Origin of the sequence: Arthrobacter sp. yr096, assembly GCF_900108925.1 — a bacterium.
In the GTDB taxonomy this organism is placed as follows: domain Bacteria; phylum Actinomycetota; class Actinomycetes; order Actinomycetales; family Micrococcaceae; genus Arthrobacter.
On the sequence record NZ_FNYI01000008.1, the window covers coordinates 72,321 to 96,448 of the forward strand.

At 64.0% G+C, this 24,128-nt stretch carries 18 protein-coding genes, 1 tRNA gene and 1 other RNA gene; 9 read left to right on the plus strand and 11 right to left on the minus strand.

Annotated elements, in window-relative coordinates; genetic code table 11:
* Positions 1-91: 91 nt before the first annotated feature.
* Entirely contained in the window at positions 92-697 is a 606-nt protein-coding gene (locus BMY91_RS18655) for a TetR/AcrR family transcriptional regulator (protein WP_090824652.1), read from the plus strand.
* A 90-nt stretch (positions 698-787) separates the two neighbouring features.
* Here the strand turns inward: BMY91_RS18655 and BMY91_RS18660 are convergent, their stop codons facing one another.
* A complete protein-coding gene (locus BMY91_RS18660; RefSeq protein WP_090824654.1) occupies positions 788-2,134 on the minus strand; it encodes an aspartate kinase in 1,347 nt (448 codons plus the stop codon).
* Between the two features lie 159 nt (positions 2,135-2,293).
* Here BMY91_RS18660 and BMY91_RS18665 point away from each other — a divergent pair, with 159 nt between their 5' ends.
* Both BMY91_RS18665 and BMY91_RS18670 read left to right on the plus strand, forming a co-directional pair.
* Positions 2,294-2,782, plus strand: a complete 489-nt coding sequence (locus BMY91_RS18665) for a DUF1801 domain-containing protein (RefSeq protein WP_256212827.1) — start codon at positions 2,294-2,296, stop codon at positions 2,780-2,782.
* A 151-nt stretch (positions 2,783-2,933) separates the two neighbouring features.
* Complete coding sequence (locus tag BMY91_RS18670; protein ID WP_090824656.1) at positions 2,934-4,007, plus strand: hypothetical protein; 1,074 nt, start codon at positions 2,934-2,936, stop codon at positions 4,005-4,007.
* A gap of 17 nt (positions 4,008-4,024) precedes the next feature.
* On the opposite strand, the gene recR is transcribed toward BMY91_RS18670, so the two are convergent.
* The 4 genes from recR to BMY91_RS18690 form a co-directional block, all read right to left on the minus strand.
* Positions 4,025-4,624 carry a recombination mediator RecR gene (recR, locus tag BMY91_RS18675; protein WP_090824658.1) on the minus strand — a complete coding sequence of 200 codons (600 nt, stop codon included), beginning with the start codon at positions 4,622-4,624 and terminating at the stop codon, positions 4,025-4,027.
* A gap of 33 nt (positions 4,625-4,657) precedes the next feature.
* The gene (locus tag BMY91_RS18680) at positions 4,658-8,104 is read right to left on the minus strand and encodes a DNA polymerase III subunit gamma and tau (RefSeq protein WP_090824660.1); all 3,447 of its coding nucleotides are present in this window, start codon (positions 8,102-8,104) and stop codon (positions 4,658-4,660) included.
* A 34-nt stretch (positions 8,105-8,138) separates the two neighbouring features.
* Positions 8,139-8,235, minus strand: an RNA gene (gene ffs, locus BMY91_RS18685) — signal recognition particle sRNA small type.
* Positions 8,236-8,323: 88 nt separating this feature from the next.
* Positions 8,324-8,647, minus strand: coding sequence for a YqfO family protein (locus tag BMY91_RS18690; RefSeq protein WP_090824662.1), 324 nt, complete (start codon positions 8,645-8,647; stop codon positions 8,324-8,326).
* 304 nt (positions 8,648-8,951) lie between these two features.
* Here BMY91_RS18690 and BMY91_RS18695 point away from each other — a divergent pair.
* Positions 8,952-9,036: transfer RNA gene (locus BMY91_RS18695), tRNA-Ser, on the plus strand.
* Positions 9,037-9,260: 224 nt separating this feature from the next.
* Here the strand turns inward: BMY91_RS18695 and BMY91_RS22980 are convergent.
* From BMY91_RS22980 to BMY91_RS18705, 3 genes are all read right to left on the minus strand, one after another.
* Positions 9,261-9,503: a hypothetical protein gene (locus BMY91_RS22980; protein WP_139244912.1), complete on the minus strand. Its 243-nt coding sequence runs from the start codon at positions 9,501-9,503 to the stop codon at positions 9,261-9,263.
* A gap of 122 nt (positions 9,504-9,625) precedes the next feature.
* On the minus strand, positions 9,626-10,123 hold the full coding sequence (locus tag BMY91_RS18700) for a hypothetical protein (RefSeq protein ID WP_090824665.1): 498 nt from the start codon (positions 10,121-10,123) through the stop codon (positions 9,626-9,628).
* A 131-nt stretch (positions 10,124-10,254) separates the two neighbouring features.
* Positions 10,255-12,288: an alpha/beta hydrolase gene (locus tag BMY91_RS18705; protein ID WP_090824666.1), complete on the minus strand. Its 2,034-nt coding sequence runs from the start codon at positions 12,286-12,288 to the stop codon at positions 10,255-10,257.
* 98 nt (positions 12,289-12,386) lie between these two features.
* Here BMY91_RS18705 and BMY91_RS18710 point away from each other — a divergent pair, with 98 nt between their 5' ends.
* A complete protein-coding gene (locus BMY91_RS18710) occupies positions 12,387-12,632 on the plus strand; it encodes a helix-turn-helix domain-containing protein (RefSeq protein ID WP_090824668.1) in 246 nt (81 codons plus the stop codon).
* A 365-nt stretch (positions 12,633-12,997) separates the two neighbouring features.
* Here BMY91_RS18710 and BMY91_RS18715 read toward each other — a convergent pair whose 3' ends face one another.
* Positions 12,998-13,921: a LysR family transcriptional regulator gene (locus BMY91_RS18715; RefSeq protein ID WP_090824670.1), complete on the minus strand. Its 924-nt coding sequence runs from the start codon at positions 13,919-13,921 to the stop codon at positions 12,998-13,000.
* Positions 13,922-14,044: 123 nt separating this feature from the next.
* On the opposite strand from BMY91_RS18715, the gene BMY91_RS18720 reads away from it, so the two are divergent.
* Positions 14,045-17,506, plus strand: a complete 3,462-nt coding sequence (locus BMY91_RS18720) for a proline dehydrogenase family protein (RefSeq protein WP_090824672.1) — start codon at positions 14,045-14,047, stop codon at positions 17,504-17,506.
* Between the two features lie 75 nt (positions 17,507-17,581).
* Here BMY91_RS18720 and BMY91_RS18725 read toward each other — a convergent pair whose 3' ends face one another.
* Positions 17,582-18,502 (minus strand): oxygenase MpaB family protein, encoded by a 921-nt coding sequence (locus BMY91_RS18725; protein WP_090824674.1) that lies wholly within the window; start codon positions 18,500-18,502, stop codon positions 17,582-17,584.
* Positions 18,503-18,601: 99 nt separating this feature from the next.
* Complete coding sequence (locus BMY91_RS18730; RefSeq protein ID WP_090824676.1) at positions 18,602-20,044, minus strand: MFS transporter; 1,443 nt, start codon at positions 20,042-20,044, stop codon at positions 18,602-18,604.
* Between the two features lie 97 nt (positions 20,045-20,141).
* Here BMY91_RS18730 and BMY91_RS18735 point away from each other — a divergent pair, with 97 nt between their 5' ends.
* From BMY91_RS18735 to BMY91_RS18745, 3 genes are all read left to right on the plus strand, one after another.
* Entirely contained in the window at positions 20,142-20,534 is a 393-nt protein-coding gene (locus BMY91_RS18735; protein WP_090824677.1) for a MarR family winged helix-turn-helix transcriptional regulator, read from the plus strand.
* Positions 20,535-20,723: 189 nt separating this feature from the next.
* On the plus strand, positions 20,724-22,310 hold the full coding sequence (locus BMY91_RS18740) for a molybdopterin-dependent oxidoreductase (protein WP_256212828.1): 1,587 nt from the start codon (positions 20,724-20,726) through the stop codon (positions 22,308-22,310).
* Between the two features lie 171 nt (positions 22,311-22,481).
* Complete coding sequence (locus tag BMY91_RS18745) at positions 22,482-24,062, plus strand: M23 family metallopeptidase (protein WP_177179956.1); 1,581 nt, start codon at positions 22,482-22,484, stop codon at positions 24,060-24,062.
* Positions 24,063-24,128: the final 66 nt, after the last annotated feature.

Genomic DNA, 24,128 nt, shown 5'->3' on the forward strand with positions numbered 1-24,128 from the left:
AAGACTGTAGCGCCAAAAATCTAGTCTGACTAGGTTTTGAGCAAATAAGTCGAGTGACACTCGATTTTGGGGTGTGAAATAGACTGACCCAATGCCTACTTCGAGGGCCCGTGGCCAGTACGCCAAGGGAGCGGAACGCCGCGAACAGATCATCCAGACCGCCACCGACGTCTTTGCCACCGAAGGGTTCGAGGGGACAGCCCTCAAGCGTGTGGCCGAGCTCGTGGGGGTGAAGGAAGCCACCCTCTTCCACTACTTCAAAGGGAAGCAGGAGCTTCTCACAGCCGTCCTCGCAGAACGGGACCGGCGTTCGCTGATGGCCAGTGGCCAGGAAGACGTCGGCCTAAGCCTCATGCCGTCAATAGCCGCGCGCAATGAGAGGGAGCCAGGGCTGACCACTCTCTACGCTGTTGCTTCGGCTACAGCGAACCATCCCGGACATGACTCCCATGCCTACTTCAAAGACCGCTACGAAACCGTGATTCGGGATGTGGCCGCTGACATCGAGCGGCGCCAAGCCTCCGGAGAAGTCCGGACAGACGTCGACGCCGTTATGTTGGCACGGTTGACCGTGGCCGCCTTCGACGGCCTCCAGCTGCAGTGGCTCTACGACAAGGGCGTGGACATGGCTGATGGCCTGACGCAGTTGGTGGAGGTGCTGTTGGCGCCGTCCGGCCGGAGAGATGCCAGCGGGTAGGCGAGTGCAGCCCTAACGCAGGAAGGACCGGAGCGCTTGCTCCGGTCCTTCCTGCTGCTCAGACGTGGGGACTGCTCAGACGTGGTGACCCTAGCGGCCGGTGCCGCCGTAAACGGTAGCCTCAGCGTCGCCGTCGAGCTCGAATGCGTTGTGGATGGCGCGGACGGCGTCATCCAGCTTGTCGGCGCTGGTGACCACGGAGATGCGGATTTCAGACGTGGAGATCATGTCGATGTTAATGCCGGCGTCGGAGAGCGCCTTGAAGAACGTGGCGGAGACGCCCGGGTGCGAACGCATGCCGGCACCGATCAGGGAGAGCTTGCCAACGTGCTCGTTGTATTCGATGCTCTCGAAACCGATCTGGCCTTCAGCTGCGCGCAGTGCGGCCAAAGCGTCGGCGCCCTCGACAATCGGAAGCGTGAACGAGATGTCCGTGCGGCCCGTGCCGTGGGTGGACACGTTCTGGACGATCATGTCGATGTTGGAGTGGGCATCGGCGATCACCTGGAAGATCGCAGCAGCCTTGCCGGGGATGTCAGGGACGCCTACAACGGTGACCTTGGCTTCGGACCGGTCGTGTGCAACGCCGGAGATGATTGGCTGCTCCAAGGCAACTCCCTCTTGAATCGTGAACTTTTCGTCGGCACCCGGGATGACCCAGGTTCCTTCGTGGTGGCTGAATGAAGAACGGACGTGCAGGGGCACACCGAAACGGCGGGCGTATTCAACGCACCGCAGGTGCAGGATCTTGGCGCCGGAAGCCGCCAGTTCCAGCATTTCCTCGCTGGAGATGCGGTCGATCTTCTGGGCGCTGCTGACGACGCGGGGGTCGGCGGTGTAGATGCCGTCCACGTCCGTGTAGATTTCGCAGACGTCGGCTTCCAGAGCCGCTGCCAAGGCAACAGCTGTGGTGTCCGAACCGCCGCGGCCCAACGTGGTGATCTCGTTGGTAATGCGGCTCATGCCCTGGAACCCGGCCACAATGGCGATGTGTCCTTTGTCCAGGGCCGTGCGGATGCGGTGGGGGTCGACGTCGATAATCCGGGCCTTGCCGTGGATGCCGTCGGTAATCATGCCGGCCTGCGAACCCGTGAACGACTGCGCGGAAGCGCCGAACTTGTTAATGGCCATCGCCAGGAGGGCCATGGAAATTCGCTCGCCGGCGGACAACAGCATGTCCATCTCGCGCGCGGGAGCGGAGTCGGTCACCTGGCTCGCCAGGTCCAGGAGTTCGTCTGTAGTGTCGCCCATTGCGGAAACAACAACCACAACCTCGTTGCCGGCCCTCTGCGCATCCACGACGCGCTGTGCGACCCGTTTGATGCCATCAGCATCGGCAACCGAGGAACCGCCGAACTTCTGAACGATCAGCTGCTTGGTAATGGCAGCCTCGTTGGAGAGCTCTTCGATCTTCACTTCGGTAGTGGGCATAGTCATGCGCGCACCCTCACTGCATCAATAGGGTTCGAACGCGGCGTACACGAATTCGGGCACACCTGCGTAGCTTATTTGCCCAGTTTATCGCCGTGCACAGCACTGGCAGGAATTGTGACCACATAGCGGCCACCGGTGCAACGCGGGGGAATAATGATCCCTATGACCAGCAGGGAGCCTGAAAAGAAGGAAGCCCACACGCCGGAAACGCGCACGGCGGATCACGCCGAGGTCCACAGCACGCTCCCCGCAGCCATGACGGGAAGGGCCAGCCCGGCGAAAGCGGCAGTGGGCGATAAACCCGTGTTCGCCTATATCGCCAGCCTGCCGCAGCCGCAGCGCGGCATCGCGGAAACAATCGATGCGCTGGCAGCCACCACCCTGCCCAACCTGCAGCGTTCCGTGAAGTGGGGTATGTCCTATTACGGGGTTGGCGATGGCTGGTGTTTCAGCTGCGGCGGATTCGCCGGCCATGTGAAGCTCATGTTCATCAACGGCACGGCACTGGATCCCGTACCTCCGGTGACACCCATAGGGATGGGCAAATCGACGCGCGGGGTGGAGCTGGAATCCCCGGATGACATCGACCATGCCCAGATCGCGGCGTGGATGAAGCAGGTCACCTCCGTCCCTGGTGTTGGGAAGCGCTGAACCGGAGGCGCTGAACCGTCAGCGTTGAACTGGAAACCTGCCAGCGCTGAACCTGTCAGCGCTGAACTGGAAACCTGCCAGGTTGCCAGGGCGGCATACCCGGCGCGCCATGCCCGGCGTACCATCCACATCATGAGGATTGAGTGGGGCGATGGCCGGCGTTCCTGACCAACCGGGCCGTTCGGGACCGGGATGGAATGAGCCCGAATATGAGGTCATCGGTGGCGGAATGATCGATGACCAGCGAATCGGGGCCGATCCTCAGCGGACGGGAAGCGCCCCTTCGCCCGCTGTCTTCACAGCTGCCGTCCAGGAGGCCTGGCAAAGTGCCCGAGGGTCCTTCACAACCTGGTGGTTCTGGCTTGCCTGTGCCGTGGGAATAGCCCTGTCATGGGGGATGGCGGCCGCAGTGGTCGGCTGGGGAGAGGCTAACGGCTGGTTTGAGACCCCCGTGACCAGCTCCACGTACCTGATCATGGCGGCATTCCTTGCCCTCATGGCCGCAGTGCTTGGAGTCATCTGGGGCTTCCGGAACTTTCAAGGAAGCTTCCTCGGGCTGCTGTTGGCTGGCGCGATGAGAGGCGTGGCTTTGTCCGCACCGGCGTTCGCAGTTCTGCTGGCGATCGCCATCAGCGTTGGCGGGCCCATCGGGCTGGCCGCTGCCGCCGTCGTCGTGATGGTTCTTGAAGTGGCCCTGTTCGGACTGATGGGCGCCGGTTCGCGGGCGTGCTTCACCAAAGGTGCACCGGGAGCGGCATTGGCCGCGGCGCTGACAGTTTTCTTTTGCGTGCTCAACGTGGTGGTCACGGTCCTGCTGCTGCCCGGCACGTCGGGGACGGACCAGGCTTCCGTGCCCGTGAACGTGGAGCGCGACGACACCGGAAGGATCACCTCCTACGAATGCATAGGCAGCCTGCATCCCGTTGAGGTGGCGCATACGGACCGTGTCGCCTGGCTGGCGGCGTCCAATCCTGCGTTGTTGCTGGGCAGCGTCGGGGCCGGATTTGTGCCCACGGACAACGAGGTGGGGTGGGTGTTGGCCGGACTGCAGTGGGCGGCCGACGGCCCGGCCCGCGACGTGCCGTGCCTGGGCGGGGAGTCCAGCGAGGGGCTCGCGCCGTCCATGCCCGTCGCTCTGACCGGCTTCGCGGCACAGACAGCGACGGCGGCACTGCTTGCTGTTGCGGGGCGTCGGTTGACGGCCCGGAGGCTGCGAACGTCCTAGCGTTCCGTTGGCGTTTTCTACAGCAACGCGTTGCGGCGGCCTTCGAAGGCCCGGCCCAGCGTTACCTCGTCCGCATACTCCAGGTCACCGCCGACGGGAAGACCCGACGCCAGCCGCGTCACAGTGATTCCGATCGACTTCAGCATCCGCGCCAGGTATGTTGCGGTGGCTTCGCCCTCCAGGTTGGGGTCCGTAGCGATGATGATTTCCTGAATGGCGCCATCGTTGAGGCGCGTGAGGAGTTCCCGGATACGCAGCTGCTCGGGACCCACTCCGGCAATGGGATTGATGGCGCCGCCCAGCACGTGATAGCGGCCCCGGAAGGAGCGCGTCCGCTCTACAGCCAGAACGTCCTTGGATTCCTCCACCACGCAAATGACCGAGGGATCCCGGCGCTGGTCGCGGCAGATGTTGCACGTTTCCTGCTCTGTCACGTTGAAGCAGACAGAGCAGAACTTAACGCGCTCCTTCACCGTGGTGATGGCCGTGACAAGGCGCTTCATGTCCTCCGGATCAGCCTCAAGGATATGGAATGCCAGGCGCTGCGCCGATTTGGGTCCCACACCGGGAAGCCGGCCGAGCTCGTCAATCAGCTCCTGAACTGCACCTTCGTACACAATGTCCTCATTTGTTTGAAATCAATGCTGGAGTCAGCGGGTTTGCAGAGGAGAACCGTCCAAGGCGCGCTCTTCGATCAGCTTTCCGCCCAGAATACGCTCCACCGCAGCCCGCCCAAAGACCCTCGATTCCTCGATGGTTTCGTCCTCAGGGCTGGGGATGTCCTCCGTCACCGCGGCTGGCGCAGCCTGGGTCCGCACAGGTGCCTGGACGCGCCCGGCCTGGGCTTCCGGACTGTTGGTCAGCCGCTGATAGAGGCTCTGGCGTCCGTGGGGATTGCCCGACGCCGGACCCTCCTCCAGCGTGGCCACGGAACCGTGCGCATCCTCGGGTTGCGTCGCCAGGGACGGCCACGTTGCAGGGGCACTGCTGGCTGCGGGGACGCTGCTGGCTGCTGGACTGTTGCTGGTTGCCGGACTGTTGCTGGCCGCTGGATTGTTGCTGGCCGCTGGGTCTGGCATGGACTGCGTTCCCGGCCAGCTCGACGCCGGTGCGACGTCCCAGCTGGAGCTCGGGTTCTGCTCGGCATTGGTTGGGTGGCCGTAGGCTCCGGCAGTTGCCTCCGGAATCTGGGCAGCCGCGGGCTGGTAATCCGGGGCATTCGATCCGGAGGCGGCAGCTTCCTGGGCCGCCTGGGTTCGCTTGCCTACGTTGGATTCAGTGCCGACCACCCACGTGCCTGGCGCCTGTTCGACTGCCCTGGACCAGGGGTCGGCAGAGGTGTCGGATGCCGCGACGGGGTTGGCTGCGGCAGCCCGGCTCGCTGGGGCGGGGCTGGCTGCTGCGGCTCGGCCCGTTGGGACGGTGCCGGCTGGGGCTGGCACAGCGTGGGCTGAGGCTGCGGAGGGCGTGGCAGCTGAGGGAACAGCTGCCTGCCGCGAAGGAGTTTCCTGTTCAGGGCTCGATTGACCCGTCCGCGACGCTGCAGGTGCCGGCGGAGCTGTGCTCTGGCGGCCGTATCCGGAGGGTGGTTCCCAGTCTGCCGGGGGCTCCTCGTCCAACGGCGGGGCATCCTCGTCCAGCGGAGGACCCCAATCGTCGTCAGGGTAGGAGTAATCGCCTGCCGACATGGAGGCGGGCTGGGACGTCGTCGGGGTCGGGGGGAGTGCGGGCGGCGGCGATGCAGGTCCCGCGGCGTGCGCTGCCGCTGCAGGCGCCGCCGCTGGGGCAGTCGTCGTGGAAGCTGGGGCCGGCGCTGGGGCATAAGCTGGGGCCTCGGTTGCTGCTTGGGCGGTGGCTTGGGCCGCGGCCGCGGCGGGCGAGTCTGCCTGCGACCGAGCCGGTACCGAGCCCGAAGTTGTTACTTCTGGAGTTGCCGCAGGAGCGGCCGGCGCAAGGCCCCAGGCAGAGTCGACTGCCGAAACAGGGGCGGGGGCAGGTGCCGGAGCCGTTTCTGCCGGCGCGGAAGGTGCGGACACGGAAGCTGCGGATGCCGAAGGCGCGGGCGCCGAAGCTACGGCTCCCGAGGCTACGGGGGACTCAGCAGCCGGGGTCTCCCGGCTAGTAGGCGCTTTTGGGTTTGGCTCAGAGCTCGCTGAGCTGTTGCCGCCAGCCACTGCGACGATCTGGCAGTCGATGCCGATGGTCTTGTGGATTGCCTGGCGAAGGTTCTCGGAATGGTCGGCGCGTCCGAACGCGCCGGCAAGGCCACCCGTAGTGAAGGCCAGGGTCAGTACCTGTCCGTCGAACTGTGCCACTTGGGCGTTGGGTTCTACGAGCGCCCACGTGCTGCGCTTGATCTTGGTCAAGGTTTGCAGGACATCCGGCCATGCCCGGCGAAGAGCCTCGACGTCCCCACTACCTGCGGCTGGCGGAACCGGGGAAGCAGTTGGCTGCTGCGTTGAGGCAGGTGCCTGCTGTGCGGCCGGAGCGGGCTGCGTTTGCGGCGGCGCCTCGTGCGAGGGGGTGGGCGAAGATGCAGGTGCAGGCTCTTGCTGCTGGACAGGTGCCTGGCCGGGGTGAGCCGGAGCAGGAACCGCGGTGGGTGCGGCCGTTGAGGAGGCGGAAGGCTGCGGAACGCGACCCCCAGCCGGACGATCCTCGACAGGCCAGTCATTGGTGGACACCCGCGGTGCCGTGATGGAGTCCCGTGAACCAGTGTCAGTGGCGGGCTCGGGAGCCGCGGGTGCCTGGGTTGCGGGCGCCGGAGCAGCAGGCGTGCGCTCTACGGCGGCCGGTACCGAGGGCGAAGCGGAGGGGACCGGTGCCGGCTGGGCAGCCTGCACCGGCTGGGGAGCGGGCGCAGCAGACGGCAAAGAAGCTCCAGCGGCAGACGCGCCGGGAGCGACAGCCGAAGTGCCGGCGTCGCCCGCGTAATTCAGGCGACGTTCCACGCGGTCAATGCGCGCCGCGATGCCTCGCTCAGTCTGTTCAGCGCTGGGCAGCAGAATGCGTGCGCACAACAGTTCAAGGTGCAGTCGGGGGGAGGTGGCGCCGGTCATCTCCGTGAGCGCGGTGTTGGTGACATCCGCGGCCCGGGAGAGTTCGGCTGCGCCAAGGTTGGTTGCCTGGTTGCGCATGCGGGCGATCTGGTCCGCAGGCATTCCACGGAGGATTGCCTGGGCGCTCTCGGGCATGGCTTGGACGATGATGAGATCCCGGAAGCGCTCCAGCAGGTCCTCAACGAATCGCCGGGGATCGTGGCCTGTCTGGATGACACGGTCAACTGCCCGGAAAACGGTGGCGGAGTCGGACGCCGCAACAGCATCCACGATGTCATCGAGCAACGAGGCGTGCGTGTAGCCGAGCAGGGCAACAGCGAGCTCGTAGTCCAGGCCGTTGGGTCCGGCGCCGGCCATGAGCTGATCCAGAACGGACAACGTATCGCGGACAGAGCCGCCACCCGCACGGATAACCAGGGAGAGCACGCCCGGGGCTACCGGAACGTTCTCCTGCTGGCATAGGAGTTCAAGGTACTGCATCAACGGCTCGGGCGGCACCAAGCGGAACGGGTAGTGGTGCGTGCGGGAGCGGATGGTTCCGATCACCTTGTCCGGCTCCGTGGTGGCGAAGATGAACTTGATGTGTTCCGGCGGCTCTTCGACGATCTTCAGAAGCGCGTTGAAGCCAGCCGACGTGACCATGTGGGCCTCGTCAATGATGAAGATTTTGTAGCGGTCCCGGACCGGAGCGAAGGTTGCGCGCTCGCGGAGATCGCGGGCGTCGTCAACACCACCATGGCTGGCGGCGTCGATCTCGATGACGTCCAGCGAGCCGGACCCGCCGCGCGCCAGTTCGATGCAGCTGGGGCACTTGCCGCAGGGGGTGTCCGTGGGGCCCTCGGCGCAGTTCAGGCAGCGTGCAAGGATGCGCGCGGAGGTGGTCTTGCCACAACCGCGGGGACCGGAGAAGAGGTAGGCGTGGTTCACGCGGTTCTTGCGGAGCGCCGTCATCAGCGGCTCCGTGACGTGTTCCTGCCCGATAACGTCCGCGAAAGAGTCCGGGCGGTACCTTCGATACAGGGCAGTTGTAACAGTCACAAGTGAAACCTACCTATAGGGACTGACAGTTAAAGTAAGTGACCCCTCATGCACCCGCCAGAGCCCATCTACCCTTGCTACCTTCCGGTCCTGGGGGAGTTCAACAGGATGACGCCACATGAGGGGCCGTCGACAAGCTTACCCGAACTTGGGTTGGGGTTCGAATCGGCTCGAAGGGCTGTGGATAAGGCTCGACGGCGGCTGGTTGGGTTGCGCGAATCACCGCCACCCATTCACTGGCCACGTCATGAAAGCCGGCTCCTCATAAGGGTGCGCGGCCCGCAGGGCCAGCACAACGCCGTCGAGCCTGTCCTCCTCGACCACGCACTCAACACGTATTTCGGGCACCTGCTCCTCAATCCCAACCTCGCCGATAACGGGCCGCGCTCCCGGCAGGGGCGTGAAGCGGCCAGTGCCCGGCGCAGTGAAGGCGCAGTGCGAGTAGTCGCCAATTCGCCCCGCGCCGGCATCGCCAATGGCCAGGAGGACCTCTTCAATGTGGGTCTCAGGTACGTAAACCACCATGGCGTGGAGCTGCGTCATAGGGACATTTTGTCAGTAACTTTGACCAGAAAGCTGCCCGGACCATTGCAAATCCCGGGGCCGCAGCGGACCATGGGTATGTACACCGATTGGGGCAATCTCAAGATTGTGAGCTGCGGGGCCTGGGAGCGAGGGGCCGGACCCGGCAGCTCAACGGTGATACCGCAAGAATGGGCGCGTTGGGGGCGTCCATTTTTCCGTTAACGAGCGCTTCTGCGAGCGTGCATGGACGTGGCAATTCAGCCCGATTACACGATGCCGAAATTCTCGGGTACAGTAGTATCTGCTTTCGAATCGGAAGCAAGGAGAATTCGCCTAGCGGCCTATGGCGCACGCCTGGAACGCGTGTTGGGTTAACGCCCTCGGGGGTTCAAATCCCCCATTCTCCGCTGAAAGAGCCCCTAGATCTAGACGATCTAGGGGCCTTTTTGTTTTTGTGTTGACGCGCCCGTCCGTTTTGTTGACAGAGGTTGGCGCTACAGTGCTCACATGGCAAGCATTCGAGAGCGCAAACGGGCAGATGGGACCACCTCGCACGCCGTGCTTTGGCGCGATTCTGACACGGGCAAGCAAACCTCCTACCCATGGGACAGTGAACATGAGGCCCTACGCTTCAAGCGCCTGGTCGAGGCCAATGGCAATTGAAGTGATCGACGTCCTCCCAACGGCATTTGAGTCGGCCGATAGGTGTCCATAGCTCTTCGCCTTCTTCTTCCATGGCCACGAAGGCGATGTAGGCACGTTTCGGATGCTTCACGCCAAGCTTGACCACTCGAACTTCTTGAAGGTCCTGGCCTTTTCGGGCGCGATAGGCCCAATGCGAGCCGAGGAACAATTCAGAGGGCTGCTTGACCATTGGTGGATTTATCAGCAGGAGGCGTTCGCGAGATAGAGTCCATTGCCTCCGAAGGGAGGTCGTCGGCTAGCTTCAAGTGCCTATGGTCGCAATGCCGGCAGAAGGAACGTGCTGTAACGGCTCTACTTTGCGGTCGGAGAGGGGCTGGGGTTGGCAGGGAGGCCGAAATTTTCGGGATACAGCTCTTTGTAGATTGCGGTTTGGTCTCCGGCAACGCAGACGCTGTCCATCTCCAAGCCGGAGCCTTCGATGTTTGCGTAGTAGGAAACCAATTGTCCGCCGTTTTTGTCAGCGTAGAGGCGAATGAGACCTGGGTCCCGGGGGTTGGTTTCTGTGCGGGTGGTGAAGCCCTTGGATTCCCAGAACGTTTTGACCACTTTGACTGATGCTTGCAGATCGACGGGATCGGCAGTTTGGCTTAGGACGATGTAGTTCACGCCGTCTTCGCCGTCGCTTGTGTTGCAGGGACCGTTTCGGAGGCCTTCGTCGGCCCATTTTTGGGTTCCGATAGCTTTTTGGGTTTCCGTTTTGAAGGCGTGGAGGTCTGCGAGGGCTTGTTTGAGTTCTTCGACCTGGGCTTTGACGGTTGCGGGGTCGCTGGGATTGTTTGAGCCGGTCATGGGGTTCTCCGGGGTAGGGGGCGTGCAGGCGCTCAGTGCAATGGTCGCGCAGACTAACGCGGCGAGTATGCGGCTGGTCTTTAGACGGGCTTTGGGTTCACGGGGCATGCGGTTCACTCTTCCTGAGTTGTTCAACGGCCCGCAAATCCGGCCGGTGGCGATACTGGTCGTGCGCCTGGCAGGATACGGTCTCCGTTGCCGGTTGTTGTCAGGGCCGCCTCGTACAGAGCCGTGGTTCCCTTATCCAGGTACCCGTAGCCGTCGCCGCCATTTTCATGTACCAGTGTGTTGTGTTCTGTGGTGCCTTGATACTGGGTCCCGTCGATCGTGACCTCTTCTGAAGAGAACACTTTCGCGCCGAAGGATTCCAGGCGCGGATCCTGGCGTTGGAAGCGGCCCATTTGGGCCAGTCCATCGCCTGCGGCGTGGGTGGCGTAAACCTGGCCGGCTGGGACGTGGAGGTCTCCGGTGTTTCGGATCTCTTTTTCTATGCCGGCGGAGCCGACCATCGTGAAGGAGGCGACGTCCAACTCCGCAGCGGCAAGGGCGTTGGATGTCACGGTGGTGCCGTAGGAATGGGCCGGTACGTGCAGGGTCTCCGGGGTCCTGTTGCCCAAACCCTCTCTGACGGCGTTGAACCCCTGAAGGTCTGCGACGAACCGGTCGGCACCGGCCCCGGCGGCATCGCCGCTGTTCACGGTCGGAACCGTGGGCGGTTCATAGTTGATCCACGCCACCACCGCGAAGGACTTCTTCCTCGAGATCAGCTTTTGTTGCGACTGGAGGTTCGCAGCGTTGAATGCCCAATCATTGAAGCCGCTTTGCGGTGTGATGAGCATGCCGGACACTGCGTAGGTAACATTGTCGGCCGTATCGGGGTTGCCCGCAGAGACCTGTGCCTTCGGTGAGCCGTGGGTGAGGTCGAAGCCGAGCAGGACAGCTTCTCCTGACGTTCCCGCGTTGACGAGGGCTTGACCGATACCGTCAAGGGCTTTCTGCTGGGTTTGCAGGATTGTCCAGGCCGGGTTGGTTATGGAGTCTCCCGTGCCGATGCGCAGGAGTTGAGGCGTTTTGGCGAGTTCGGCGTTGATGCGTTCCTTCTCTGGGGCGAGGCGTAGCCGGTTGGCGAGGTTCCGGGCGGTCGCTGTGACGCCGTTCAGGTTCCCAATGACCCCCGGGAGGGCCTCGATCAGGAGCTTCTGACTGATGCCGGGTTCGATTGTTCCGTTCTTGGTGACGGTGTGGCCGAGCCCGGCCCACCACTTGGCTGTCACTAGGGGGTCAAGCCCCGGTTGGCTGAGGAGTCCCTGAAGTCGGTCTTTGTTCGCAGGGGCGGCGAGCCAGGCTTTCAGTTGATCGGCGTTCAGGGCCCCGACGTCGTTCAAACTCACTTGCCCGGGTGATGCGTGCTGTATGAGGGCGCTGTTGAGCATGGTGTCGGCCATGGAACCGCTACCGGCTGTTTCGAATGCCGCGGCGATCTGCTCAAGCCAAGCCGCGTCAGCGGCGTTCTCAGTCAGCAGTCGCTCGAAGCCGGACACGAACGTGACACTGCCGCTGTTCACCCACGAACACGCTGAGGTGAAACCGCTCCACGCGTTCCGGATTCTCCCCAGCTCCGCGTCCAGGATGTTCATGGAGGCGCGGGACTGGGCTACAAATTCGCGCAGCTTTCCAGGATCAGCCGAGCTGGTTGCGCCCCCCGCTCCGCCGGCGAACCGGGCCCGGTCCCTCGCAGAGAACACCGCTGAAATCGTCGGTGCAGCGATCGGCCATTCCATGGGCATCGGATCGCTCGCCACGCTCTGGAAAAGCTGAAAGTGTTGTTCACGGATATCGGCGCGTTGCCGCCAGGCGGTGAGTTTTTTTAGCCTGGACTTCTCCTCCTGCGCTTTGAGCTTTGCTTGCCGGACGTCCTCAGCCAACGCTGCGAGAACACCGGCAAGCCTGGCGCGGTCATCAGCCCTGATGGCACAAGCCTGGGTGAATAGCTGCGCGTATCCGCCTTTGAAGTCCTCCACGGCATGATCCATGGCCCCGTCCAGGAAGACACCCTCGCCACGCAGAACCTGATCCGCTGAATCAGCAGCACTGATCACAGCGTCGGCAGCGCCATCATCAAAGACGATCCCGACGGCAGCGCTGTCATTAAAGGTAAAACTCATGCCCGTCCCCCATAAAGCGAACAATAAATCCAACGATTAGCATAACCCGTGGAAGCGTGCCAACGGACTCCCCAACTGCACGACTTTAGAATCGATAAATGCCCGATGAAATCAATAAGCGCCGGTTCCTGACGATTGAGCAGGTCGCGGAAGAGTTGGCGACCAGTGAGGTGCAGATCCGCGTCATGCTCAAGACAGGCCAACTCAGAGGCATCCAAATCGGTGGCCGCAACGCCTGGCGCATCAGCCGGCAAGACCTTGAAGACTTCATCCAGGACGCCTACCGGCAAGTCAGCGAACGAATCGCCGCCGGCAACGTAGAGGATGAGGACGGAGCTAGCTAAGGGAGTGCGGGTTGAGGGACGCCTCTTACGAAGCGCAGGGCCGGACCGTGCCTATGAAGGCTTGGTCCGGCCCTTGCCGCGGAACCGAGGGCAGCCCCAGCCAAAGTGGGGGAAACGATGGCCGATGCGAGGATCCGCTGAACTCAGTAAAGACCAGCCTCAGGTGGCTCGCACGCGTAGTCGGTACTCCACTTTGAAGGATCCGCCTTTCATCACCATCGTGTGCGCAGCTATCGCTATCGGGGCTGGCGCGATCGTCTCCGGCAGCAAGTACCCGGTGCTGAGCCTAGGTTTCCTGGCGACATGGGTTGTCGCTGCAGTGATCGCTAGCGTCATCCTCGCGAAGAAGCGCCGGCATGGTTGGGTTAGTCCTCAGAGCCAAGCCCGCTGTCACGATGAGCGGCCGCCACCCTCTCCAGGACTTCGCGGCATGCCGCAGTTGCGGGGTGGATGCGGCCGGCTGTGCGTGTGGAGGTGAAGACGGTTCGCTTCGGCAGGCTCGGAAGGTCCAGCAGCTGGACCGTGCGGCTGCGGCCGGTCCACACAAGGTCCGGCATGAGGGCCACTGCGTTGCCGGATTCAATGAGCCGGATCTGTGCTTGCAGGTCCGCGGTTTCGTAACGCACATCCGGCTCGAAGCCCGCCGAGCGGCACGCCTGCTCAGCCCAATGCCTTGAGGCAGCCCCGCGCGGTTCCATAACCCAGGGCATGGCGGCAGTGTCAGCGAGTGAGGAAACAGTTTCGCCGCCGAGTCCCACCGGGGGAGTGGCCAGCCGGATGGCGTCGCTGGTGAGGATGACGCGGTCCAGGCCGGTGTGGTGTGGGGCCGCGTGGCCCGGGTATTGCTCGGCCACCACAAGGTCGAAGTCCCGCGCCCAGGTTTCATAGAGTGCTGTTTCCGGTTCGCGCTGGGTCATTTCCACGCGGACCTCCGGGTACTCCTGCCGCATGATGCTGAGGAAGTCGGGCAACAAGGCCAACGCCGCGGATTGGAACACGGCCAAGCGCACCGTTCCAGTGACCATGGACAGCGAGGCCGCAAGCTCGGTTTCTGCCCGCTCCAGGGTCTCCAGCAGTGCGGCAGTGTGCGCCACAAGGATTTCGGCTTGCGGCGTCAGCTGCACGCGGCGTCCTGCTTTGCGCAGTAATTCCACCCCGGCTTCCTTCTCCAGCAGGGTCAGCTGTTGGGACACCGATGAAGGGCTGTACTGCATCGCGTCGGCCACCTCGGCGAGGGTTCCGCGGATCTTCAATTCGTGCAGCAAACGCAGCCTGCGGACGTCCAGCAAGGCGGCCTCCAAAGGTTCGGAATGGGTAATGAATATTCGTCAGAAAAGATCGCTTTTCCTAATGGGATTGTAGATCCATACTGATGGAAACAAACAAACTTCTCCGCCTCAGAAGGAGCCCCCATGACCAGCACCCTCCCGGATGCCACCGCCCCGCGCACCCAGGATTCAGGGCAGTTCGATGCCCTGGCACACGAAGCCATCGCCTTGGTCAGGCACTGGCTCACGGAAGCCAGCAAAATTCCCGTCGACGTATCGGCCCAGCGCCTGGCCGGCGTCCTGAAGGACCCGAATGGCTTGGGCTTCACGGTTGGATTCGTCGACGGCGTCATCCGCCCCGAGGACCTGTCGGTCGCCGGCCGCAAGCTCGCCGAACTGGCTCCGAAGGTGCCCAAGTTCCTCCCGTGGTACATGCGCAGCGCCGTGCGTGTAGGCGGCGTCATGGCTCCGATCGTCCCGCAGGTTGTCATCCCGATCGCCCGCCGCGTGCTCCGCGAAATGGTGGGCCACCTCATTGTTGACGCCACCGATGCCAAGCTCGGCCCGGCCATCGCCAAGATCCGCCAGGACGGTGTGCACCTGAATGTGAACCTCCTCGGCGAAGCCGTCCTGGGTGAGCACGAAGCCCAGCGTCGCCTGGAAGGCACGCTGAAACTGCTGGCCCGCGAAGATGTGGACTATGTCTCCATCAAGGAATCCTCCACCGTGGCACCGCACTCTCCGTGGGCCTTCGACGAAGCCGTCCACCACGTCGTGGAGAAGCTCACGCCGCTCTACCGCCTCGCAGCGTCCTTCCCCAAGCCCAAGTTCATCAACCTGGACATGGAGGAATACAAGGACCTCAGCATGACCATCGCGGTGTTCAAGCGCATCCTGGACATGCCCGAGTTCAAGAACCTCGAGGCCGGCATCGTCCTTCAGGCGTACCTTCCGGACGCACTCGGCGCCATGCAGGAACTGCAGGAGTGGGCGTCTGCCCGCCGCGCCCAGGGTGGCGCTCCCATCAAGGTCCGCGTGGTCAAGGGCGCCAACCTTCCCATGGAGCAGGTTGAAGCATCCCTGCACGACTGGCCGTTGGCTACCTGGGGCACCAAGCAGGACTCGGACACCAGCTACAAGAACGTCATCAATTACGCCCTCACCCCGGAGCACATCGATGCTGTTCGCATCGGCGTCGCGGGCCACAACCTGTTCGACGTCGCCTTCGCATGGCTGCTCGCCAAGGAACGTGGCGTCACCAAGGGCATTGAATTCGAAATGCTCCTGGGAATGGCAACGGGCCAGGCCACCGCGGTCCGCAAGGACGTTGGCAGCCTCCTGCTCTACACACCCGTGGTCCACCCGGGCGAGTTCGACGTCGCCATCGCCTACCTGATCCGCCGGCTCGAAGAGGGCGCCAGCCAGGAAAACTTCATGTCCGCAGTCTTCGAACTCAGCGAAAATGAAGCTTTGTTCAAGCGCGAACAGCAGCGCTTCCTGGACTCCCTGGCCGGCATGACCGCGGAGGTCCCGGGCCCCAACCGCAAGCAGGACCGCCGCCTTCCCGCCGAGCCCGCTCTGCTTGAGGGCTTCAGCAACACCCCGGACACGGACCCGGCACTCCCGGCCAACCGTGCCTGGGGCCGCGACATCCTGAGCCGGATCCCCGGTTCCACCGCCGGCAACAAGATCGTCGAATCCACCAAGGTCTCCGACGCTGCCGAGCTGGACCAGATCATCGCCACCGCCGTGGACGCAGGCAAGGCCTGGGGTGCGCGCCCCGCAGCTGAGCGCGCAGCCATCCTGCACCGCGCAGGCGAGGTGCTTGAGGCCCGTCGCGCCGAGCTCCTGGAGGTCATGGCTTCCGAAACCGGCAAGACCATCGATCAAGGTGACCCCGAGGTCAGCGAAGCAATCGACTTCGCGCACTACTACGCTGAGCGCGCCAAGGACCTGGAAACGGTCGACGGCGCCACGTTCGTCCCAGCCAACCTCACCGTGGTGACCCCTCCGTGGAACTTCCCGGTGGCGATCCCCGCAGGCTCGACGCTTGCAGCGCTGGCCTCAGGCTCCGCCGTCGTGATCAAGCCGGCAAAGCAGGCCCGCCGGTCCGGTTCGGTCATGGTGGACGCGCTCTGGGAAGCCGGTGTGCCGCGCGAAGTGCTGGCCCTGGTCCAGCTCGAAGAGCGCGAACTCGGCACCCAGCTGGTCTCGCACCCGAGCGTTGACCGCGTGATCCTCACCGGTGGCTACGAAACCGCTGAGCTGTTCCGTTCCTTCCGCCAGGACCTGCCGCTGCTCGCGGAGACCTCCGGCAAGAACGCCATCATCGTCACCCCGAGTGCTGACCTGGACCTCGCTGCCAAGGACGTCGTGTACTCGGCATTCGGGCACGCCGGCCAGAAGTGCTCCGCCGCATCACTGGTGATCCTGGTGGGCTCGGTGGCCAAGAGCGCCCGCTTCCACAACCAGCTGATCGACGCCGCACGCTCGCTTACCGTCGGCTACCCGGAAGACGCCACCACCCAGATGGGGCCGATCATCGAAGCGGCCAACGGCAAGCTCCTCAACGCCCTCACCACTCTGGGCGACGGCGAAAGCTGGGCCATCAAGCCCGAGCGCCTCGACGAGACCGGCCGTTTGTGGTCCCCGGGCATCCGTTCCGGCGTCAAGCGTGGCTCCTACTTCCACCTCACCGAGTTCTTCGGCCCGGTGCTGGGTGTCATGACCGCCGAAACCCTTGAAGAAGCCATCGCCATCCAGAACGAGATCGAGTACGGCCTCACCGCCGGGCTCCACTCCCTGGACTCCGCCGAAATGGGCGTCTGGCTGGACAGCATCCAGGCCGGAAACCTTTACGTCAACCGCGGTATCACCGGCGCGATCGTCCAGCGCCAGCCGTTCGGTGGCTGGAAGAAGTCGGCCGTTGGCGCCGGAACCAAGGCCGGGGGACCGAACTACTTGGTGGGCCTGGGCAGCTGGCTTCCCGCCGAGGCCAAGGCCAAGCGCGGCACGGTTCTTCAGGGTGCAGCCGCCCAGCTTCTCGCTGCTGCCAAGTCCGCTGACGTGACGGCCGAGGAACTCCAGACCCTCCAGCAGTCACTCTTCAGCGATGCCGCGGCATGGGAAACCGAGTTCGGCACCGCGAAGGATGTTTCCGCGTTGACCGCTGAGCGCAACGTCTTCCGCTACCGCTCCCTCCCGGTCACCATCCGTCTCTCCGAAGACGAGCGGCTCGCTGAGCTGCTCCGCGTTGTAGCAGCCGGTGCAGTGGCGGGCTCCAAGCTCACCGTGAGCTCCGCCGTCGTACTTCCTGACGCTGTGGTGACTGCATTCGCGAACCTGGGCGTCAGCGTCCGGGTGGAGGACGACGCCGCGTGGCTGGCCCGCGCTGCCACGTTCGACGCCGGCCGGATCCGCCTGATCGGTGGCGACTTCGCTGCGCTGAGCGCAGCCATGGGTGGCCGTCCGGACGTCGCGGTCTACCATGGCGCAGTGACCCAGGCCGGCCGGATCGAGATGCTGCCGTTCCTCCGCGAACAAGCCGTATCCATCACCGCACACCGCTTCGGCACCCCGAACCACCTGTCGGATCACCTGATCTAAGGATTGACCACCGAAGGCCGGGTAGGACGGATTTGCTCCGATCTGCCCGGCCTTTGTTGTGGATTGAGAAAACCTTCAGGCCGCGTAGCCGAGCCTCTGCAACCTCCTGCGGGCGGCCAGCTCACTTGGACCACGGGCACCCAAAGCAAACCGGACCATGCCCAACACGGCTCTCGCCGCGGTGATCACGGGCAACGGAAGGGGGCCGAACCGTGCTGCCCGGAGTCCGAGGAGCTCGCGGTACTTGGGTTCAAGACTGGCGACGGCGGCCGCGAACAGGATGCGGTATCCGGGCTGGAGCAATGGGCTCAGGGGCGGATAGCGAATGAAGGAAACGGTCTCAGCGAGGCGTGCGTCGGCGCGCAGGATCCCCGAGTGGTACCACTGCTCCAGTTCGTCCCGGACCTGCGACTCGGTGAGGGGCGGATTCTCCACCCCCATGAGCCTGCCCGCGGCTGCCCACTCCTGGACATAGGCGTCCGCGCCGCCAGGAATGGGCCTGCCCCATATGCGATTGGCGGTAATAAATGAGTCTGCATAGGTGACATGGACCCAGCGGAGGAGTTCGGGATCATTGGCGGCATAGTCGCGATGGACTCCATTGCCATCCACGTAGGACCCGCGGACTCGCTCGTGGATCTTCCGGACGCGGGCCGTCGCCGCCTCCGCGGCTTCGGTTGAACCGTAGGTCACCGTGAAGATCCACCGGACAGTGTTGGCCAGGCGGCCCAGCGGATCCTTCTGGAATCCCGAGTGCTCGTACACCCCGGCCAGCGCGCCGGGATGGAGGGCCTGCATCAACAGCACCCTGATCCCGGCCACGATGGTGGCCACATGCCCATGCACCGCCCAGACCGCCGACCCTGGAAGGTGATATCCGGCGTCGTTCCCTTCAGCGAGGCGTGGCACCCATTCCGGCGGGGTGCCCGACGTGCCCGTGAAGGTGCGCTGCAGCTCGTGCCTGTACTCGGTGAGGTAATTCCTCATGCATCCCATGAGACCCCGCAATTGCGCCCGTGTACAGGGGAGATTTTGTACAGGTAATGCCCCTAAGGCGAGCGCTCAAGGGCATTATCTGTACAAAAACCCGGGGGATTAGGCTCGGATTCGGCGTCGGGACGGCGCCGCTGCCACCAGCAAGGCAGCAATGGCGACGGCGGCACTCAGGATGAGTCCCGGACGGTACTGTTCCAGCATGGCTTGGGCGCTGACCGTACCGGCGGCCTGGCCGTGCCCGCTGACCAGCGCCGTGGTAACGGCCAGAACCAGGGCGGCTCCAACCTGCGTGCTGGTCTGGATCAAACCGGCGGCCAAACCCTGCTCGGAGTCCTTGATTCCGGCAGTGGCCTGGACGTTGATGGACGGGAAGGCCAGCGCGAAGCCGATGCCCAGCAGGACCACCGACGGCAGGATGTCCAGCGCGTAGTTGGGCGTTGTGCCAACCCGGAGGAACAGGACGTAGCCCAGCCCCAGCGCGGTGAGGCCGGTGAGAATGAGTTGCGTGGCACCGAACTTCTCAATCAGCCTGTCCGCAAAGGGTGCGCTGGTGGCCACCAGCAAGCCTGCCGGCAGCAGGGCCAACGCCATTCCCAGAGGTGTCCAACCGAGCACCGACTGCAGGAACATGGTGACGATGAACTGGAAGCTCAGGTAGGAGCCGAACAATCCAACGGCACTGAGGTTTGCCCTGGCTACCCAGCCCTCCTTGAGGATGCTGAAGCGGATCAGCGGGTGCTTCACCTTGTTTTCGATCACGGCGAAGGCTGCCAGCACGGCAACAGAAACTGCGAACCCGGCGATTGTTGCCACAGATCCCCAGCCCTGCTCAGGTGCTGAAACCAAGGTGTACACCAGACCCAGCATGCCCAGCGCGAGCGTGACCGCTCCCCAGAAGTCGTGCCCACTGTCTTCAACGGACGGCTTGTCCTTGGGAATGAACTTGAGGCCCAGAAGGACAACGATCACGGCGATCGGCACCGAGACCAGGAACGTCCAGCGCCAGCTCAGGCTGGTCATCAAGCCGCCCACCACCAGGCCCAGTGAGAAGCCGCTGGCACCGAACGTGGTGAAGATGGACAGCGCCTTGTTGCGCTCGCGTCCCTCCGCGAAGTTGGTGGTGATGATGGAGAAGCCGGTGGGTGCCGTGAACGCGGCGGCCAGGCCCTTGATGAAACGGGTGGCAATCAGGATGGCGGGGTCGTCCACCAACCCGCCAAGAAGTGACGCCGCAGCGAACACTGTGAGAGCAATGAGGAAGATTCGACGGCGGCCCAACAGGTCCGCGAGTCGGCCGCCCAGGAGCAGCAGGCTCCCGTAGCCGAGAACATAGGCGGAGACGATCCACTGCAGGGAATCGGTGCCGAGGTTGAGTTCCTGTCCGATGGAAGGCAATGCAACACCGACCATGGAGACGTCCAGTCCGTCCAAAGCCAGGACGGTGCACACAACCATGAGCAGCAGCCACTGGGCCCGCGTCCAGCGGACGGCTGATACCAAAGGCGGCTCAGTTGAGGTTTTGAGGGTGGTGGGTGATGTCATGGTCATCAATGTATATGACGCGTCATTCAATGACAAGGAATATGACGCGTCATCTTATGACATGGATTCCAACGGCGTCATGAACTAGAATCGGGACATGGCAACGACGCGTGACCGCCAGCTGCATGACCGCGAATTGGTTGAGCAGTGGCGCAGCATCCAGGACTCCTACTTCCGTACCGCAGGAGCGATCGACCGCGCCTTGGAAGCTAAATTCGACATCGGCCTGAACGAGTTCGAAATCCTTGATCTTGTGGCTGACAGTGAAGAGTCGGCGTGCCGTATGAAGGCCCTGGGGGAGCGCACACCCATGACCCAAAGCGCTGTTTCCAAGGTGGTTGACCGCCTGGAAAAGGCCGGCCTGGTGTCCCGCCAAACCTGCGTGGATGACCGCCGCTCCCTCTTCCTGGAACTCACCGAAGCGGGACGGGCGCTGCACTCCAGCGCCGCCGTGGAGCACCGCGCGCTGCTCAAGGAAAACCTGGGCTGACCGGGGAGTTCCCCGGTCGCTCGCGCAGTGACCTCAGGCTACCTGCCGGACAAGCGCAGACCGTTTCAGGAACCGTGGAGCGCCCGCTACGGGACTGCGTAGGGTGCTCTGGCTTCCGCGACCATCAAAGCGCCGGGCCGTGAGGGAGATTGCACCCATCCCTGCGCCCGGCCGCTACGAATCACTGACATGAAAAAGCTCGGACTCCGGACCAAAGGCACCCACAGCATGGCAGCGCTGGCAGGCGTGGTGTCGGCCGCCGTCGTGCTCGCCGTTGCGGAACTTGTAGGCGCATTCTTTACCGCCAGGGCAACCCCGGTGTTCGCGCTGGGGTCCACGTTCATCGACTTCACGCCGCCTTGGATGAAGGACTTTGCGATCGCCACGTTCGGCACGAACGACAAGGCTGCGCTGTTTGTGGGCATGGGCCTGACGATCGCTGTGCTGGCCTGCGTTCTGGGGGTAGTGGCTTACAAGAAGTGGGCTCTGGGCGTCCTTGGTGTGCTGTTCATGGGTGCGGTGATTGTGGCCGCCGTCCTGACCCGTGCCGGGGTTGGGCCCGCCGATGCCATCCCCTCCGTGCTGGGAACCATTGCAGGCCTCATTGTCCTGCGTCGTCTCATGCGGCCGTTGTGGAGGATGAAAGCGTGGCCCGAAGCCCCCGCCGACGTAGCAGCCGACGCCGACGCCCAGGTTGGGGGCGCCGGCACCAGCCGCCGTCGTTTCTTCGCTGCCGCTGGGATCACCGCGGTAGCTGCCGGAATCGCGGCGACCGGCGGGCGGCTGCTCGGAGCGGCGCGCAACAACATAGCGCAGGCCCGCGACGCCCTCACACTGCCGTCGCCTGTGAAGGCTGCGCCCCCTGTTCCAGCCGGCGTCCAGTCCCCGGTGACAGGAGTCTCCTCTTGGCTGACGCCTAACAACGAGTTCTACCGCATTGATACCGCCCTGAGTGTCCCGGAAATCAACGTCGAAGACTGGGTACTGCGGGTGCATGGAATGGTTGAGGAAGAAGTCACCCTCACTTTCCAGGACCTGCTGGACGCGGATCTGATCGAATCGCACGTCACTCTCACCTGCGTCTCCAACCCGGTGGGCGGAAAGCTGGCCGGAAACGCCAAGTGGTTGGGCATGCCCATCCGCGATGTCCTGGCCAGGGCCAAACCGAAGGACGGCGCGGACATGGTCCTCTCACGGTCCATCGACGGCTTCAGCGCCTCCACTCCGCTGGAGGTCTTGCAGGATGACCGCGATGCCATGCTGGCGATCGGCATGAACGGGGAGCCCCTTCCCATAGAACACGGATACCCCGTACGGATGGTGGTTCCGGGACTGTACGGCTTCGTCTCCGCCACCAAATGGGTGGTGGACCTGGAAGTCACCCGCTTCGCGGACAGCAAGGCTTACTGGACCGAGCGCGGCTGGTCAGAACGCGGCCCCATCAAGACCATGGCTCGTGTGGACGTGCCTGGGTCCTTCGCGAAGTTGAAGGCAGGAAAGGTTGCTGTGGGCGGAACCGCTTGGGCGCAGACGCGAGGAATCACCAAGGTGGAAGTCCAGATCGACGACGGCGAGTGGGTGGAAGCAACGCTTTCCGATGAAGCATCCACCGTTACGTGGCGCCAGTGGTCCTATGAATGGGATGCCACTCCAGGCATGCACTACGTCAAGGCCCGCGCCACCGACAGCACCGGTGAAGTCCAGACGGACAAGCGCGCCGACCCCGTACCTGACGGAGCCTCGGGCTGGCAGTCGGTGATGGTTACCGTCGAGTAACTTTGCCGATGTCAGGCGACCCGGAATTTTCCTCAAGAATCTTGATCCAATACTGAGCCAACCTTTCGGCAGATGGCACCCGGGAGGACTTTATTTCTGATCTGATTCCCGCAACAATGGTGCTTGCACGCCAGGCTGGGGTTTGGTGCCGCTGGCTTTGGGGAGTGTTTCGTGGGCAAGCATCATGAATCAGACCGGGTAGTTGACCTTATCCGCACCGAAGGTTTCCGACGCGTTTTCATCGCGGGAGGCCTCGCCGTTCTGGCTTTCTTCGCGTTTGGCTTCCAGCCCCTCAATGCCGCGTCCACTGGATCGATCAACGGAGCGTTGGCGCAGGGCTTCGTAGGGCCAACCTCCCTGGGCACATTGGTGCCACCAGAGGCTGAAACCCTGGTGATCGACCCCACCCTGGAACCACCGGAACAAACCGCCGGCACCCCCATGGTCTACTTCGACCGCGCCATGGTGCGCAGTGTCAGCAAAGACGGCTCCACTGGTCTCACCGTAGCGTCCGCCAGCCTGTCCCGGCCGCCGGCTGGAAGCCTCTACGCACCTCTTGAGGTCCTGAACCCGAGCTCGCCGTACGGCTACCGCTACAGCCCATTGACGGGCCTCGCCGGCGAATTCCACTGGGGCCAGGATTACGCCGCCGCCTGCGGAACGCGCGTCTACGCTGCCGACGCCGGCGTGGTCAGGGCAGTCGGCTGGCACATCTGGGGCGGCGGCAACAGGGTGGAAATTGAACACGGCAACGGCCTGGTCACCACCTACAACCACCTCCAGGCCATCGGCGTCACGCAGGGTCAATCCGTTCGCGTAGGCGAGGTCATCGCCGAGGTTGGGACCACTGGCTGGTCCACGGGCTGCCACCTGCACTTCGAGACGATCGTGAACGGCCTGCACACCAATCCAAACGGCTGGACCTACTTGCCCATGCGGCAGGTTGATCCGCTGCAGACCATCGCCATGGTGAACTACCAGCCGGGCGTCGGATCCGGGACCTCGGCAGCGCCACAGTGGGCCGTGCCGGTGGCCGACGGCACCAACCGCGCCGTCATCGGTGGCGAACACGAGGAACCCGTGGCCTTGCCCGTGGTGGTTCCGCCGGCCACGCCGGGAAGCACCCCGACCACCACCACACCGCCTGCCACGCAGACGCCACCACAGAGCCCGACGGCGTCGCCCTCACCTTCCGTTACGGCGACGCCCACTCCGACTGCAACGCCCACTCCGACAGCAACGCCGACTCCTTCGCCGACGCAGACCGCTACGCCCTCGCCGACGCAGACCGCTACGCCCTCGCCATCGGCCACAGCGACACCAACGCCTACAGCCACCTCTACGCCAACTCCGACGGCCACGACCCCGGCGGCGACTACCCTTGCACCAGCCGTAACGACGCCGTCGGCACCGGCGCCGGCCGCCGTCGTCGTGCCTCCAGTCGCTCCAGCACCTGCGGCACCTGCTCCCGCCGCTCCTGCTCCCGCCGTGGTGGCACCAGCACCTGCGGCACCTGCTCCGGCTGTGGTGGCACCCGCGCCGGCACCGGCCGTCACGCAGGCGGTTGCTCCGGCGACGACTCCGGTGGCGCCCGTGGCCCCGGCGTTGCCAACCACGCCCGCGGCCGTCCTGCCCTCAACGCTCCCAGCCGTGGTTCTTCCGCCCGGATACATCCTGATAGCCCCGGACCTGGTCAAGCGTCCGGACGGTGTGATCGTGCCGTTGTCCACGCTCATCATTCCTTCGCCCTAGGTTTCGCGGCCCACGCCAGCTCCCGTAAGCTCGATGGCGGCAACCCCGCCAGCCGACGTCGTCAGG